At 58.0% G+C, this 14,754-nt stretch carries 16 protein-coding genes; 14 read left to right on the top strand and 2 right to left on the bottom strand.

Annotation, left to right across the window (positions count from 1 at the left end; all coding sequences use genetic code 11):
• The 9 genes from HY011_34065 to HY011_34025 all read left to right on the top strand — a co-directional run bounded on the left by HY011_34065 (position 1) and on the right by HY011_34025 (position 6,979).
• A complete protein-coding gene (locus HY011_34065; protein ID MBI3427978.1) occupies positions 1-324 on the top strand; it encodes a hypothetical protein in 324 nt (107 codons plus the stop codon).
• A gap of 146 nt (positions 325-470) precedes the next feature.
• The gene (locus HY011_34060; GenBank protein ID MBI3427977.1) at positions 471-863 is read left to right on the top strand and encodes a hypothetical protein; all 393 of its coding nucleotides are present in this window, start codon (positions 471-473) and stop codon (positions 861-863) included.
• Complete coding sequence (locus HY011_34055; protein MBI3427976.1) at positions 860-1,204, top strand: hypothetical protein; 345 nt, start codon at positions 860-862, stop codon at positions 1,202-1,204. The genes HY011_34060 and HY011_34055 overlap by 4 nt, the downstream gene beginning before the upstream one ends.
• Entirely contained in the window at positions 1,201-1,566 is a 366-nt protein-coding gene (locus tag HY011_34050) for a hypothetical protein (GenBank protein MBI3427975.1), read from the top strand. Before HY011_34055 ends, HY011_34050 begins: the two co-directional genes overlap by 4 nt.
• A 42-nt stretch (positions 1,567-1,608) precedes the next feature.
• Positions 1,609-2,079: a RidA family protein gene (locus HY011_34045; GenBank protein MBI3427974.1), complete on the top strand. Its 471-nt coding sequence runs from the start codon at positions 1,609-1,611 to the stop codon at positions 2,077-2,079.
• A 195-nt stretch (positions 2,080-2,274) separates the two neighbouring features.
• Positions 2,275-2,430 carry a hypothetical protein gene (locus HY011_34040; protein MBI3427973.1) on the top strand — a complete coding sequence of 52 codons (156 nt, stop codon included), beginning with the start codon at positions 2,275-2,277 and terminating at the stop codon, positions 2,428-2,430.
• Between the two features lie 285 nt (positions 2,431-2,715).
• The gene (locus tag HY011_34035; protein ID MBI3427972.1) at positions 2,716-4,782 is read left to right on the top strand and encodes a hypothetical protein; all 2,067 of its coding nucleotides are present in this window, start codon (positions 2,716-2,718) and stop codon (positions 4,780-4,782) included.
• Positions 4,783-4,817: 35 nt separating this feature from the next.
• Positions 4,818-5,522: a Uma2 family endonuclease gene (locus tag HY011_34030; GenBank protein ID MBI3427971.1), complete on the top strand. Its 705-nt coding sequence runs from the start codon at positions 4,818-4,820 to the stop codon at positions 5,520-5,522.
• Complete coding sequence (locus HY011_34025; GenBank protein ID MBI3427970.1) at positions 5,522-6,979, top strand: sigma-54-dependent Fis family transcriptional regulator; 1,458 nt, start codon at positions 5,522-5,524, stop codon at positions 6,977-6,979. The genes HY011_34030 and HY011_34025 overlap by 1 nt, the downstream gene beginning before the upstream one ends.
• Positions 6,980-7,071: 92 nt before the next feature.
• On the opposite strand, the gene HY011_34020 is transcribed toward HY011_34025, so the two are convergent.
• Positions 7,072-8,328: a protein kinase gene (locus HY011_34020; protein ID MBI3427969.1), complete on the bottom strand. Its 1,257-nt coding sequence runs from the start codon at positions 8,326-8,328 to the stop codon at positions 7,072-7,074.
• A complete protein-coding gene (locus HY011_34015; protein ID MBI3427968.1) occupies positions 8,325-8,744 on the bottom strand; it encodes a hypothetical protein in 420 nt (139 codons plus the stop codon). Before HY011_34015 ends, HY011_34020 begins: the two co-directional genes overlap by 4 nt.
• 631 nt (positions 8,745-9,375) lie before the next feature.
• Here HY011_34015 and HY011_34010 point away from each other — a divergent pair.
• The 5 genes from HY011_34010 to HY011_33990 all read left to right on the top strand — a co-directional run bounded on the left by HY011_34010 (position 9,376) and on the right by HY011_33990 (position 14,579).
• Positions 9,376-9,786, top strand: a complete 411-nt coding sequence (locus HY011_34010) for a hypothetical protein (protein MBI3427967.1) — start codon at positions 9,376-9,378, stop codon at positions 9,784-9,786.
• 19 nt (positions 9,787-9,805) lie between these two features.
• Entirely contained in the window at positions 9,806-10,207 is a 402-nt protein-coding gene (locus HY011_34005; GenBank protein ID MBI3427966.1) for a hypothetical protein, read from the top strand.
• A 111-nt stretch (positions 10,208-10,318) separates the two neighbouring features.
• Complete coding sequence (locus tag HY011_34000) at positions 10,319-10,756, top strand: hypothetical protein (protein ID MBI3427965.1); 438 nt, start codon at positions 10,319-10,321, stop codon at positions 10,754-10,756.
• Between the two features lie 965 nt (positions 10,757-11,721).
• Complete coding sequence (locus tag HY011_33995; GenBank protein ID MBI3427964.1) at positions 11,722-13,152, top strand: alkaline phosphatase family protein; 1,431 nt, start codon at positions 11,722-11,724, stop codon at positions 13,150-13,152.
• 263 nt (positions 13,153-13,415) lie between these two features.
• Positions 13,416-14,579 (top strand): FecR domain-containing protein, encoded by a 1,164-nt coding sequence (locus HY011_33990; GenBank protein ID MBI3427963.1) that lies wholly within the window; start codon positions 13,416-13,418, stop codon positions 14,577-14,579.
• Positions 14,580-14,754: the final 175 nt, after the last annotated feature.

Raw genomic sequence — 14,754 nt, 5'->3', positions numbered from 1 at the left:
ATGATCTACGTGCTCTATTCGCCCGCGTCGCGGCAACAGATCAAGGATATGCTTGAGGCTGGCACGAACACGGTGAAGGTTGTGGTGGATATTCGATTGGGCATTCTGGCGGGCGGCGGCGAATTGCACTGTGACTGCGAAACCACGCTGCTGGCAGAAGGTTGTCAGCAAGAAGACCTTTGGGGGCAAGTTGGAATATGGTTACGCGCAAAATTGATTTTGGCTCCATCATCAATATCCGTGCTCGGCAAAAAAACTATTCACCTGTGTTGCAAGACCCGGCAGCACAAACACGCGTCGCCGAAATCATCGAGGACTTGTTAGGAGTTAGGACTTACGCAAAAGCCGGAAACTTTGCCACAGAGGCACGGAGACGCAGAGCCAGAGATCTAGTCTTCCGGTCTTTCATGTCTTTCCTCTGTGGCTCCGTGCCTCTGTGGCAATGCTTCTGCGTAAGTCCTAGGAGTTATATGAGTAACGCACAAGTACAATTGCAACCGGACCGTTGGGAAGCCTTGCACGAAAGTTATCTGCGCTTGGCCCTGCCGTGGCGGCTGGGCGAGTTGGCCGTCGGTTTAGGTAGGGCGCGTTCCTTTTCTGATCATAACGCTCATCAGCAGGACGTAAAAGTGTTTCTTGACCAATGCGTGTATTTCATTGAGTGGCTGATGCCGGACGTACAACCAGCTTGGCAAGCTGACCTGCTGAAGTTAAAACAAGAGTTGGTTGTCTGGCTCGCCAATTGGCCGGCCATTTGGGACAACGCCGAGCAACGCGCCGCTGTCGCCACACAAGCAGGCTGCTGGTCAGATAAATTTTTGCAACACTCAGGCTTGCTCGACCCGGAGATCAACCCACGATGATTCATTTACTGGCTGACAAACCCACCCCGGCGCAATTGGCCGAAATGCTCGAAGAGTTAACCGATTACGTCAAACTGGCCGTGGGCATCGAACGCGGCATGGTTGCGGGCGGCGGTGAGTTACACGCCGATTGCGAGGCCGTGTTGCTGGAAGACGGCAGCCAGCAGGAAGACGTCTGGGGCGCGGACTGGCTGCCGTTGTTGCAAGAAGTCCGTTATCACTCCTTCATCAACATCCGCCCCAGGCAAAACAATCCGTCAATGGAATTGCTTGATCCGGCCTTGCGCGCGCGCGGTTGCGCCGTCGTCACGCCGCTGTTTGCCGGAGTTGCAGCGCTATGAATTTCGACAAGGCCAAATTGCAAGCCCGCCAGCAGCGTTTCTTGCGTGACCCGCTGCCCGTCCGGCTTGGCAATCTGGCGTCCAATCTGGCCCGGCTCAAGGCGTTTGCCCAGCGCCCGGAATTGAGCGAAGCCGCCCAGCGCGTCGTTTACGAGAGCAAGCATTTCAGCGAATGGGCGGCCCGTGATGCCGACCTCGCGACACAAGCTGAATTGCGCGCGCTGCAACGGCAACTCGCGCGCTGGCAATGCGGCTGGGCTGCACTGTGGCCGGATGCGCAGCAACGCGCCGCGCTTTCCGACACTGCTGACGACTGGTCGCAACGCCTGCTGGCTTGCTCCGGTTTGCTCACAACCAACTAACACGAACCAATCACCACCAACCACACTCAGGGAGACTGCTCAATGAATTCAAATCGTAGAAAACTGCTTAAAGCCGCCACCGTCACCGCCGCCACGGCGGTTGCTGCCCCGGCTGGCAACGCCGCCACACAAGCGCCGAAAAAGAAAGTCCATTATCCCGGCGGCAAGCAGCCCGACCGCAAGCCGGACGCGCCGCCGCCGCTGTTTAACGGCGCGGTCTCTTACGGCAACCTGCTTTTCATCGCGGGCAAGGGCGCGCATTACAAAGGCGACATCAAACAGCACACCAAAACCGTGCTGGATGAAATCGAGAAAGAACTGGTCAACGCCGGTTCTTCGATGGACAAGGTGCTCAAGGCCAATGTGTATCTGGCGAAGGCCGAAGATTACCAGGCCATGAACGAAGTCTTTCGCGGGCGCTTCGGCGCGGAACCGCCCGTGCGCACGACCATCGCGGCGGCCTGGGTGCCAGGCGATTCGCTGGTCGAGATTGACGTGATCGCGTACATCTAAATTCCCTCGCCCACGAAGGCATACGAAGAAGGCACACAAAGAAAATGCGGTAGTGGCTCAAAGAGGAGAGGTCTTGCCGCGGATGAACGTTGGAAAACGCGGATCAGACCTGTTAGCCAATTGAATTGATCTGCGTCGGTCGGCGTTGATCTGCGGCGTGGCTCTCTCCCCATTGACCCACTACCAGACCTGGAATTGGGGCCGCCGTTTTATCTGGGCCAGGGCGTCAAGGAAGTTTTCGTCTTCGATCCTTACACCAAAGCCATTCGTCATTTTGTGCCGGGCGGCAAGCATCATTATCAATCACCGCATCGGATCACTTTGCAGTGCGGCTGTCAGGTGACGATCTAACTTGGATCGAGAGGTTTTTTGAGATTACGGAACAGACGGAAATAACGGAACAGACGGAAGAAGCAATCCTGGTTCTGGTTCTGGGGCTGTGGTAGTGGCGTGGCGCAGAGAGGTCTCGTCGCAGATGAACGCTGAACAACGCCGATCAAACCTGATACCCGATTGAATTGATCTGCGTGCTCTGCGTTGATCTGCGGCTGGGTACTTCCCCCAGCCAACCACTACTCAGTTTCTGGTTGCTCCGTTATTTCCGTCTGTTCCGTAATCTCTTTCTTTCGCATTGCTATGCTGCTTCAACAGCCTTACCCACAAACCCTCCTCGCGCCCCTCGACATCATCAAACTCGTAGGCTTTGCCACCGGTGCGGCCTTGCATCTGTATCTCTGCCGGATGTTGTACAACCGCTACGGGCTGCGCGGTTCACAGCGCGTGTTGCTGAGTTTGGGCGTTGTGTTGGGCTTGTGGCATCTAGGTAATTTTGCGGTCACGATTTATGAGTTGCTCGATTTCGAGATGGCCGGGTGGTGGCGCAAGTCGGCGAATGTGATGGCTTATTCGGCGCTCGCGTTTTTGCCGCCACTTCTGGCGCACGCGCATTTCAAGCTGCTGGATTGGTTCGATCCGCAATTCCCAAAACGCTGGCTGAAGCCGCTGGCGTGGCTGGGTTATGTGCCGTGCACGGTGTTGCCGTGGGCGCTTACGCGGCTGTGGCAGGAACCTTATGAGCCGCCGATTGAGCGGCTGGGCGTGCTGTTGCTGCCGTTCATCGCGTGGTTCGTGTTTATTTTTTTGGAATGCGCGGCAATTGACTGGCGGCTATCGCTGATCTGGCAGGCGCAGCGCGAGCGGCAGTTTTTCAAAACCTTCGCCGCGACGATGCTGGCGGGCGCGGCGCTTTTCACGCTGACCTATCTGCTCGGCGCGCGGCATTGGGGCGCGTTGGGACGTTACCTGGATTTGCTGGCGAAGCTCTCGTCCATCGCGCCGACGGCCATCGTGGCCTATTACATTTACCGCTATCGCTATTTTGAATTGGTGCTGCGCCAGAGCGTGCTTTACGCCGTGCTGGCGGCGGCGGTGATGATGACCTACATCTACGGCATTCGGCGGTTCAGTTTGGTGATGCAGGAGCGTTACGGCTTGCGTTCGGATGTGGTCGAGGCGTTGTTGATTTTGGTGTTGCTGGCGCTGGCCGAACCGTTGCGGCGCGTAACCGAGACCTATTTGCGCCGCTTGTTTCGCCGCGAAGTCGGCTTGTACCGCGAATTGGTCGAACAGGTCGGCGCGGCTTCGACGAACCTGGGCAAGCTGGCGCAATTCATCGTCTTTGCCGAATACCGCTTGCGCGAGGCGCTGGAATTGAAAGAGGTGCAAATCGTCGCAGCTACGCAGGCGCAAGATGTCGCTGCCGAATTTTGCCGCCTGGCCGAAGCGCGCCAGTTGACGCAGATCGAAGAGGTGCAGCAATTGGCGCGCTTGAAGGCCGTGGCCTGTTATGCGCTCTGGCGCGAGAGCCGCGTCGTCGGCTTGTTGCTCGTGCGTGGCAGCGAACAAGACCTGACCGCCGAGAAACGCGAAGTGTTGACGGTGCTTTCGGGCCATCTGGCCGCCGCGCTCGAAAATTGCCAACTGCTCGAAGAGAAGGTCAAGCTCGAACAGGAACTGGCTGAAAGCGCGCGGCTGGCGGCGCTCGGCCAAATGGCCGCAACCGTTGCGCACGAAGTCAAGAATCCGCTCAGCGCGATCAAATCCATCGCCCAGGTGATGCGCGAAGACGAAGCGGTGAGCCGCGAATACGGGCGCGATCTCGATTTGATCACCGGCGAGGCGGATCGGTTGAGCCGCAGCGTCTCGCAATTGCTCAGCTTCTCGCGGCCCTCGGTCGTGGCCGCCGCGCCTGCTTCGTTGCGCGCGACGGTGGATGAAACGCTGGCATTGACGCGCAATGAATTGAATGAACGCCGCGTGCGCGTCGAATCGGATTTGCAATTCGATCCGCAACTCAGCGGTGAAACGAGCGCCGCGCTCAAAGAGATTTTGCTCAACCTGCTGCTCAATGCCGCGCAGGCGATTCAACACGACGGCGTCATTACGCTGAGCAGCGAACCACGCGCTGACGCCTGGCAATTCAGCGTGTGCGACGATGGGCCGGGCGTGCCTGCCGAATTGCAGGCGAAAATCTTCGAGCCGTTTTTTACGACCAAACAGCGCGGCACCGGCTTGGGCTTGGCGATTGTGGCGCGGCGCGTGCGCGAGTTGGGCGGCACCATCAAGGTGCAAAGCCCGCTGGAAGACGCACGCGGCACGCGCTTCGTGCTGGAGTTCCCTGCGCCATCGTCTGTGGTAAAGTAGCGGCCCAACGCACAGCTTCTACAAGGAGTGAAACTATGGTTAGTACCGCAAGCGCAGTCGAGATCGTTTATCCCGATTCAGATGGGAGGCCAATGGCTGACAACACCATTCAGTATCAGTACATCATCACCATCCAGGTCGGTCTGGATGCGCTTTTCAGCCACGACCCGAATGTGTTCGTCGCGGGCGATTTGCTTTGGTATCCGGTGCAGGGACAGCCCGGCATCAACAAAGCGCCGGATGTGCTCGTGGCTTTCGGCAGGCCGAAAGGCGAGCGCAGTTCCTACAAGCAGTGGGAAGAGGGCGGCATCGCGCCGCAAGTCGTGTTCGAAATTCTCTCGCCCAGCAACACTGCCAGCGAGATGCACGAAAAGCGCAAGTTTTATAAACAATATGGCGTCGAAGAGTATTACGAATTTGACCCGGAGAGCGGAACGCTGGAAGTCTGGCAACGTGAAGGGCGCTTCTTCCGCTCAATGCCGTTCGAGAATGAATGGCACAGCCCGCGTTTGGGCGTCACACTCAAAGTAGAGGAAGACGGCAGGCTTGGCGTATACGGGCCGGATGGCAAACGGTTTGAGCGTCCAGTTGAAACCGTTGCACGTGCCGTTGCAGCGGAAGCCCGCGCTGCTGAAGCGCAGGCTGAAGCTGCGGGAGCGCGAACTGAAGCCGCTGAAGCACGCGCCCAAGCTGAACGCCTAGCCGCCCAACTACGCGCACTGGGAGTTAATCCGGAGTAATGGCGGAAGCGAAAATACTCATCATTGACGACGAAGAAGCCGCCCGTTACGGCATGCGCCGCGCGCTCAAAAGTTACGACGTGTCTGAAGCGGGCAGCGTCGAGGCCGCGCGCCAGCAACTGGCTGTCGCACGCCCCGATCTGTTGTTGCTCGACATCAATCTGCCGGGCATGAGCGGGCTGGACTATCTGCGCGAATTAGCAACGGACGCGGGCGCGCCGCCTGTCGTTATGCTGACCGCGCACGGTAACGAACGCACCGCCGTCGAGGCCATCAAGGCGGGCGCGTATGATTACCTCGCCAAGCCCTTTGAAGTTGATGAACTGCGCCTCGTCGTCAAAAACGCGCTCGAAGCGGTGGGCCTCAAGCGCGAAAACGCCCAATTGCGGGCCGAATTGCAGGCCGTGCGCGGCGTCGGCGAATTGCAAGGCGCGAGCGAGCCGATGCGGCGCCTTTACGATTTGATTCAGAAAGTCGCCGCCACCGATGTGACTGTGCTGATTCGCGGCGAATCGGGCACCGGCAAAGAGTTGGTCGCGCGCGCCATTCACGAACAGTCATCGCACCGGCGTAAAGGCGAATTCATCGCGATGAACTGCGCGGCCTTGCCTTCGGAATTGATCGAATCGGAGTTGTTCGGCCACGAGCGCGGCGCGTTCACCGGCGCGGCGGCGCAGCGCAAAGGCAAGTTTGAACTCGCGCACGGCGGCACGATCTTCCTGGACGAAATTGGCGATATGAGTTTGAACACGCAGGCCAAGCTCTTGCGCGTTTTGGAAGAGCGCAAGGTCGAACGCCTGGGCAGCGCGCATTCGCTCCCGCTTGACGTGCGTGTGATCAGCGCGACCAATCACGATTTGCAGGCGGCGGTCACTGCCGAGAAATTCCGCGCCGATTTGTTTTATCGGTTGCGTGTCGTGCAAATGGATTTGCCGCCCCTGCGCGAACGGCGCGCAGACATTCCGCTGCTGGCCGAATACTTTTTGAAAAGCTACGCCGCCAAGTATCAATTGAAATGTACTGAACTCAGCCCCGCCGCGCTGAAACAGTTGGTGGCGTATGACTGGCCCGGCAATGTGCGCGAGTTGCGCAATGCCATCGAACGCAGTGTGGTGCTGGCGGACGGCGCGGCGTTGCAACCCGCCGATTTGCCGCCCGAATTGTTCAACGCGAGTTCGCCCGCACAACTAACAGCCAAACCCGTCGAAGCTTTTCAACGCCCGGCCACCGCGCACGCCGAGGACTTTCTGCCTGTACCCTATCTCACCGACTTCCGCGAAGCCCGCAAAGAGTTCGAGCGCGCTTACATCGAACGTGTGCTGAACGACACGGGCGGCAATGTCACGCGCGCTGCCGAACGGGTGGGCATGCACCGCCAGAGTTTGCAGCAGAAGTTGAAGGATTTGGGGCTGACGCGGCGCTTTGTTTTGAATGAAGACGCGCCGGATGAAGGCTGAACAGTAGCGCGCGCGTGAGCAAGCGGAGCCGTCATCCGTCGCACAATGACAGTGATTGCCAAACGCCGCTTGCTCCCGCGCGCGCTACTGTTTCACTCGGCGCATTTGCCCAGACCGGTTTTCTCCGCCGCGTAAGGCCGTTCCAGATACTTGCGTGCGTCTTTGCGCGAATCAAACGCATCCTGCCGTTTCAACACGCTTTGATATTCGGTTTGCGCCTGGGCGCGCTGTCCGGCGGCATCGAGCGACTGGCCGAGGCCGAGTTGCGCCAGCGTCAGGAAAAGCTTTTCGACGGATTCAAGGCATTCGGCATTGAGGCTTTGGAAATCGGTCAGCACCACTTTGGCCCCGGTTTCGCGCGCGTATTGCAGCCCGCGCGCCAACAGCGAAGTCTTACCGACCTGCCGTGCGCCTTTGACCAGCACGATGCTGTCGCGGCGGGCAATGGCTGGTTGAAAGTCGGCATCGGTCGGGCGCGTGATGTAAAACTTGGAAGAAAGCGGCACCGCGCCGCCCACCGGTTCCAGCGCATCGCGCAAGCTGGCGCGCGAAGTCGGCGAGATTTGCGTGGAATAAAGCGATTGCGTCGTGGGCGGTTGGGCCGACGGTTCGCTCGTCAAATCAAGCAGGTATTCGGTCGCTGCACCGTTGCGTTCCAGTTTGGCGGCCAATTCCAAATCCAGCTTCAGGTTTTCGATCTCTTTGAGCAATTCGGCGACGGTTTGATAGCGAGCTTCGCGCTCTTTGGCTAGGGCGCGCGTGGCCAGTTGCGACATGGCGGCAGGCACGCTGGGCGCGAGTTGCGCCAGTGAGAGCGGCTCGCGATTCAGGATGGACGCCATCACTTCGCCGGAAGTTGCGCCTTGGAACGGCGCCTGGCCGCTCAGCAATTCATAGAGCATCACGCCGAGGCTAAAGATGTCGCTGCGGCCATCCACTTCCAGGCCGCGAATCTGTTCGGGCGACATATAACGCGCCGTGCCCATCATTTTGCCCGGATCGGTTTGGATCAATTCGCGCGTCGTGTCTTCGGGGTCGGAGGCCGGGCGGATGTGACGCGGCCCGTAATGCAGCAATTTGGCGAGGCCGAAATCCAACACTTTGACATAGCCATCAGGCCGCAGCATCACGTTCTCAGGTTTGATGTCGCGATGAATGATGCCCGCCGCGTGCGCGGTCTGTAAGGCGCTGGCGACCTGGGCGCTGAGTTCCAGGGTTTCGCCCAGCCGCAAAGCTGTTGTGCGCATGCGTTGCCGCAAGGTCTGGCCTTCGACAAATTCGGTGACGATGAAATGCAACCCGTCGGCCACGCCGATTTCGTAAATGGTGATGATGTTCGGATGGTTCAAGGCCGAGGCCGCGCGGGCTTCCTGTTCAAAGCGAAACAGGCGTTCGCGGTCTTGCGTGAATTGGCGGGCAAGAGCTTGAGGGCGACCTTGCGCCCCAGCAGGCGGTCTTCGGCCAAATAGACCTCGCCCATGCCGCCTTTGCCGAGCAGCGCCACGACTTGGTAATGCTTGAGCTGCTGGCCAACCAGCGCGGCCCCGGCAATTGCACCGCTGTTGGCCGCCGCGCTTGTGACAATCACCGGTTGTTCCAGGAATCCCACCGCTTCGTTCCGCGCCGCCAAGAGCGAAGCGATTTCGCGGCGTAAGGCTTCATCATCGGCGCACGCTTCCAGCAGGAAAGCCTCGCGTTGCGCTGCTTCGCGTTCCAGGGCGGCTTGATACAACGACTCGATTTGTTGCCAACGTTCAGGAGCCATGACTTTGCCTTGAATTATCGTGAAAGAAAGAAACCGAGTTCAGCGTCGCTGGTGTTGAAAGCGAGTACCACAACGAGAGCAATGTGCACGCCAAACGCAAGCATTCGTCAGAGTCGAGGCGCGCGTACTACCAAGTCTTTCGGGCAAGTCGTGACAGCCCGCCGCATCTAATTGAGTGTTTATTCAGTTCGCTAAGAAATCGTCGCTGGCGCGCGGCACCTTAGCACAAGCGCAGCGAACACTCTAGGCTACGCGCGGACGGACTGTTGCGCGCCGCCAACTTTTTAGGCCGCTTCCACTCCGTGATGAACCGCCAGATTCGCCTGACGGTTGATGGGCGGACATGGCAGGCAGCGTGTGAGGATTGGCGGACTATTGGCGCGCGGCCAAACATGACCACTTCTCGCCCAGCCGTAAAAGGCTCGCGCAAGCGTCGCAAACCGAAGAGTTTGCCCCACAGTCGCACCCATTTCAGTCCGCGTGCCAGCCCTGGCACCAGCCTTGCTCTAAGCCACAGCGCAACCGTTGAGGATTTTTGAAAAGCTTGCACCGCTCTTGTTGGCGTCGCTGAGCGCGGCGTTGCGAGCAGCGGTGCAAGAATTTTTAGACGGTGCCTGAAAGGAGATTCATCATGTTCAAACCCCTTTACCAAAAACGTATATCTCTTGCGTTAGTCTGTTCCTTGTTGTTGATGTTGGCGAGTACGCCCGCGGCTGCGGCCACGAGCAAAGAAGAAAAAGCCGCCGCCCGCGCTGCCGAAGTCAAAGCCGGTGTCGCCAAACTCGGCACCGGCCCGGCTGCGCAAATTTCCGTAAAATTGCGTGATAAGACCAAACTGTCCGGTTACGTCAGCCAAGCCAACGCTGATTCCTTCGTCATCACCGACCCGAAGACCGGCACTACCACCGAAATACCGTATCCGAACGTTATCCAAGCGAAAGGGAAGAACCTTTCGACCGGCGCGACGATTGCGATTACGGCAGCCGTGGCAGTGGGGGTGACCTTGTTGGTGTTGTACTTGATTGCGCGGACGTTGGATTAGCGTTGATCAGGAGGCGATTATGTTCAAACCAAGCTTATCCGTAGTGTTGATGAGCGTCTTGGTGTTTGCCCCCGCCCTAACGCCCAGCGTTTTGGCGGAAACGAGCGCGGAAAAAAACGCCGCCCACGCCGCCAAAATGAAAGCCGAAATAGCCAAGTTGGGCACCGGGCCTGACGCTCAGCTTGCCGTCAAGTTGCGCGACAAAACCAAACTGACCGGTTACGTCAGCCAAACCAACGCCGCATCGTTTGTGCTCACTGATGCGAAGACCGGCATCGCCACCGACGTGCCTTACGCCAACGTCACACAGGCGAAGGGGAAGAACCTCTCGACCGGTGTCAAGATCGCAATTACGGCGGGCGTGATTTTTGGCGTGTTGCTGCTGACGTGGTTCATCGTTTACCACGCGTTAGAAAATTGAAGTCGTCGGTTCGGAAAGGCTACCACGACGCACTGAAATGAGGCTGGCGATGAAACCTCTCTGGATTTTGTGTCTTTGTTTTCTGCCGCTAGTGACCAACCCGGCGTTGCTGTGCGCACAGACCGCCACGCCAGACCTGCAAAGTGGGAGGCCGTCAAGCAAATCGCCGCCGGACAGGAAGTGCGCGTGCAGTTGCGGATTAAGCAAAAGGTCTCCGGCTTTCTGGTGACGGCCACGGACACCGAATTGCAGCTTGAAAAAGAAGGCGTGCTGACGGTACTCAAACAAACCGAGATCAAGAAGGTCTGGCGCGTCACCGGCGTTGATCGCGCCAAACAGCGTCTATTTCGCGGCCTTGGCGTAGGCGCAGGGCTTTTGGCGGGTATTCTTATTGCAGTGCCGCTAGGCTTTCAGCAATGCGGTGGCAGTTGCAATGAAGAGAAGGTGGGCGTTGCCGGGGCGCTGATTGGATTGCCGATTGCGGGTGGCGTGGTGGGGCATAAGTTGGCGGGGAGTGGGAAGCGCGTGCTGGTTTATACGGCGCCGTAATTATGGAGGTTTTGTGATGAAATGGTCGTTAGCAATATTGGCAGGGTTGATAGGTTCGATTAGTGGCGGGTTCATCCTTTACTTTATGATGGCTCCTATTTACCTCTGGTATGCCTGGCTTAACCCAGTTGATCCCAGCACTGAGTGTTCTCGTGGAGGAGGGATTGCTTGGCTTTCGATCCTCATAGGTATGTTGTTGGGGATGGTGTTCGGCGTGAAAGCAGTCCTGCAAGACCATCAAGGGGAAACTGAGAGAAGCGCTCCCTGAGAAAACGATTTTCGATAGTAACAGGCTTTTGGTTGTGTCTTGTTGCACTCGCGTTCGCTAGCATGCTCTATCTTGCTTATGGTTTTTGGGTTTTGTTCTGGCCTGCATTGGGCGGTTTTTCTTGCTGTCTAGCCTCCTTACTTCTGGCGACCTTATTTCCTACACAAATGCTGAACTTGTTGCGAATTGGGTTGGCGGTACAAACGCTGCTAGCCGCAGCTTGTATGTGTTGGCTACTGAGTGAAATTGGGTCTTTACCGGCGAGCGAGAATCGCATCTTTGTTTTCGTTGCTTTGTTGCTTTTGCTCGGTAGCTTGGCGGCCACGGCGATGCTGCGACTGGGCGAACAGCGAGAACACAGCACTGCTCGACTGACTATCTTACGCATATGATACGGACTCAGGATTGGTAGGCACGGATGAAGGGTAAGCTGCATTTGCTGTTGATCAGAGCTTTCTTTGGTAGTTTGCTTGGTGGCGGAATTGGCACGGCCTATGGTCAGTTACAATTTGAGCGAGCTTGGCAACAAGTGCAAACTGACCCGCGCTCGGTTCAAGGCGACCCCGGCTCGTATCTTTGTTTGATGGGAGACGCGCCACTCGTGTGGGGTATGTTGGGTGGGCTGATTGGTGTTGTTACAGGGGCGAGTGTCAGTGCAGGCTGCTTGATATTGCGTCGAAAGAAATTTTGATCCGCTATGAAGAGATTTTTGCGCGCGCCGGTTGTTCTACTGAATTATCTGTTTGCTTGTTGCCTGATCTTGCCGCTAGGTGCGCGCTTGAATTCAGGCACGACATCTTCCTTAAAACCGCGCCGTCTCGTCCTCGTCCTCGACGGCGTCCCATACCAAACCATCGCCGACCTGCGTGCCGAAGGCCTTTTCAAACACTTCCAAAACCCGGCGCGGATGATTGCGACGTTTCCGTCTTCGACCAATCCGTCGCTGGTCGAGATTCTGCAGGCCGATTCGTCGCCGGGTTACGAAGATCAGTATTACGACCGCGCGCAGAATCGGCTGATCGGCGGCTTGCAGGATCGTGTGCGTGGGACGCGGTTCATTCGCGGCACGTTCCGCGAGACCTTTGATTATCACGCCTCGGCGTTGGGCGGGTCCTTGGCGTATGTGGCCGCGCCGCTCAGCACGATGATTGCGGCGCAATTCGATTTGCTGGCCTGCAAGCAGGCTTTTCGCCGCTCGTCCGCGCCGGTGTTTGTGGGCTATCTGGGCGCAACCGATTCGCTGACGCATTTGGGCGGCGAACAGGCGATCAAGTCGTATCTGCGCACGCTGGATCGCGGGGTGGAAGAGTTGATCGCGGAATCCGCCCAAGCGGGAAACCAATTGGAAGTCGAGTTGTTTTCGGATCACGGCAACCGCTATGACAGCTATAAACACGTGCGGTTGAATGAGGCGCTGGCGCAGGCGGGCTTTGTGACCGAAAAGAGCTTGAAGACGGAAAGGAGCGTCGTGCTGCCGCGCTACGGGTTGGTCGGTTCGGCGCAGTTGTTCACCTGGCCGGACAACAAGGTCAAAGTCGCCGAGGTTTGCGCCGCGACCGAGGGCGTAGATTTCGCGTTGTATTACCAAGCCGACAACTCGCTGGCGCTGGTCAGCCAACGTGGACGCGCGAAGCTTTCACAGATGGGCGAGCGCTTCAAATACGAAGACCTGGGCGGCGATCCGCTGCGGCTGAATCCGATCCTTCAAGCGATGAGGAAGGCGGGGCGACTGGATGCCGACGGCTTTGCTGACCGTGAAGCCTGGTATCAGGCGACGGTGGCGCACGAATATGTTGATCCGTTGCGGCGGTTGTTTGATGGCTTCAACTTGCACGTCAAAAATCGCGCCGATGTGATCGTGAGCTTTGCGGATGGCTGGCTGATTGGCAGTCCGTTTATGAGCGCGCTGGCCGAGATGCGCGCGACGCACGGCAATCTATTGCGCGGTGAAACGGAAGGCTTCGCCATGTCTTCGCGTCAAGCGCTACCTGCGGCGGTGCGCGGAACGGAATTGAATCGCCTGTTCGCGCTGGATCAACGCGCCAAAGCCGACCTGCACCTCAGCGGGCGGGGGCACTGCCAGGCCGGCCCGGCGTTGGCGCTGGCGCTGACAGGCAAAGTTGAATAGCCGCCAGCCGCGCTGGCCTACCGTGCTGGCCTACCGTGTTGGCCAGCCGTGCTGGCCTATCGTGCTGGTTGGTTTTGCCCGAGCAAAAAGCACGGGGATTGTCGCGCGCGGAAAAAGTTTCGGCCGGGCGTGTTTGGGCTGGTAGAGCGCGGTTCGTGGGAGTAGAATCCGCGCGTCAGAAAGTTATCTACAGCAGAGTTGCCAGGATGTGAATCTATGGCGCGTCCCAACGAACAATCACGTTTTCCGATTGGAGGCCGCAGATGAAACAAAGAATCTCTTATGCCACGGTTGGTTTGCTGCTCAGCTTAATGCTGGCCGTATCTGGCACTGCCAGTGCACAACACCTGATTTCCAGTAAAGCAGGATTCGTCAATCGCGCCGATGGCATCGTGCACGTTTTGCGGCACGATAGCGAAGACGGCAAGGCCGGGCGCGCATCTCTGGGCACACAGTTGCGCGATGGCGACCAACTGAGCACCGACGCCAATAGCCGCGCTGAAATCCTGCTCAACCCCGGTTCGTATTTACGACTGGATGAAAACACTGAAGTGAAGGCCATCAACACTAGCTTCAGCGAAACGCGCTTTGAGTTGCTCAAAGGCTCGGCCATCGTTGAGATCGGTCAAATTGACAAGAAAGCGCCGATTGAAGTGCTGACACCCAATGGCCCGCTTTCCATCACCAAGGAATCCACGCTGCTTCGCATTGACGCGAAAACGGCGGCGACCTGGGTGGCCGTGCGGCAGGGCGAAGCGTATTTGGGCTTGCGCGACGTTGCGCTAGCCGATCAAGCCAACGCAAAGATCAAGCGCGGCAAACTCGTGCGTCTGACGGGCGGCAATGAGAAACCCGAACTCGCCAAAGTGGACAAAGACGCGATAGATAGCTTCGACGCCTGGAGCTTCAACCGCGCCCAAACGCTGGTGGCCGCGAATCTGTCATCGTTGCGGCAGAATAGCCTGTTGTCAGGCGGCTGGTTTTATAACGCGTTTTACGGCTGCTACACCTTTGTGCCGTATCGCGGCTTCCTGACCTCGCCCTACGGCTTCGGCTTTTATCGCAATTGGGCGGATTGCTATTGGTACAATCCGTTCTACGGCGGCTATCCTTACTACTATCCAAATGGAAACAATAACAACAATGGTGGCGGCGTAGTCGCTGGCGGGTTGCCCGCGCGGGTCGTGACTGGGAATGATCGCGAACCGATTCGTCGCGAAATCCCGTCCAACCGCGGCATTGATAACGGCTTTGGCCGTAGCGCCGAAAGCCGCGGCATTGACAGCGGCGGCTTTGGTTCGCGCAGCGTTTCAACTTCCGCGCCTTCGACGATTACCAGCGCTCCGGCGGCCACGATTTCCGCGCCGGCACCGGAACGTTCGAGCAGCAGTGGCGGTGGCACAATGCCAACGCGGGGCAACAACTAAAGAAACTTCAAGCTGGCATGGCTGAAGCTGTGAAATGAACGAAAGGCGGAGTTGAGCGCGTGGCTCGACTCCGCCTTTTGGTTTGCACTGCGAAAGTAGGACGGACTTTAGTCTGTCCAGTTGGTCTGGACAGACTAAAGTCCGTCCTACTTTCGCGGTGCCGGTGCAAATGGCA

The sequence above is a fragment of the Acidobacteriota bacterium genome (assembly GCA_016196035.1).
Classification (GTDB): Bacteria; Acidobacteriota; Blastocatellia; order RBC074; family RBC074; genus JACPYM01.
The sequence above is the reverse complement of the archived record's forward strand: the minus strand, read 5'-3'. Positions and strand labels throughout refer to the sequence as shown.

Excerpts from the sequence above, each read along its gene's own strand:
- HY011_34065 (MBI3427978.1), top strand. The coding sequence starts at position 1 with ATGATCTACGTGCTCTATTCGCCCGCGTCGCGGCAACAGATCAAGGAT.
- HY011_34060 (MBI3427977.1), top strand. The coding sequence starts at position 471 with ATGAGTAACGCACAAGTACAATTGCAACCGGACCGTTGGGAAGCCTTG.
- HY011_34055 (MBI3427976.1), top strand. The coding sequence starts at position 860 with ATGATTCATTTACTGGCTGACAAACCCACCCCGGCGCAATTGGCCGAA.
- HY011_34050 (MBI3427975.1), top strand. The coding sequence starts at position 1,201 with ATGAATTTCGACAAGGCCAAATTGCAAGCCCGCCAGCAGCGTTTCTTG.
- HY011_34045 (MBI3427974.1), top strand. The coding sequence starts at position 1,609 with ATGAATTCAAATCGTAGAAAACTGCTTAAAGCCGCCACCGTCACCGCC.
- HY011_34035 (MBI3427972.1), top strand. The coding sequence starts at position 2,716 with ATGCTGCTTCAACAGCCTTACCCACAAACCCTCCTCGCGCCCCTCGAC.
- HY011_34030 (MBI3427971.1), top strand. The coding sequence starts at position 4,818 with ATGGTTAGTACCGCAAGCGCAGTCGAGATCGTTTATCCCGATTCAGAT.
- HY011_34025 (MBI3427970.1), top strand. The coding sequence starts at position 5,522 with ATGGCGGAAGCGAAAATACTCATCATTGACGACGAAGAAGCCGCCCGT.
- HY011_34015 (MBI3427968.1), bottom strand. The coding sequence starts at position 8,744 with ATGGCTCCTGAACGTTGGCAACAAATCGAGTCGTTGTATCAAGCCGCC.
- HY011_34010 (MBI3427967.1), top strand. The coding sequence starts at position 9,376 with ATGTTCAAACCCCTTTACCAAAAACGTATATCTCTTGCGTTAGTCTGT.
- HY011_34005 (MBI3427966.1), top strand. The coding sequence starts at position 9,806 with ATGTTCAAACCAAGCTTATCCGTAGTGTTGATGAGCGTCTTGGTGTTT.
- HY011_33995 (MBI3427964.1), top strand. The coding sequence starts at position 11,722 with ATGAAGAGATTTTTGCGCGCGCCGGTTGTTCTACTGAATTATCTGTTT.
- HY011_33990 (MBI3427963.1), top strand. The coding sequence starts at position 13,416 with ATGAAACAAAGAATCTCTTATGCCACGGTTGGTTTGCTGCTCAGCTTA.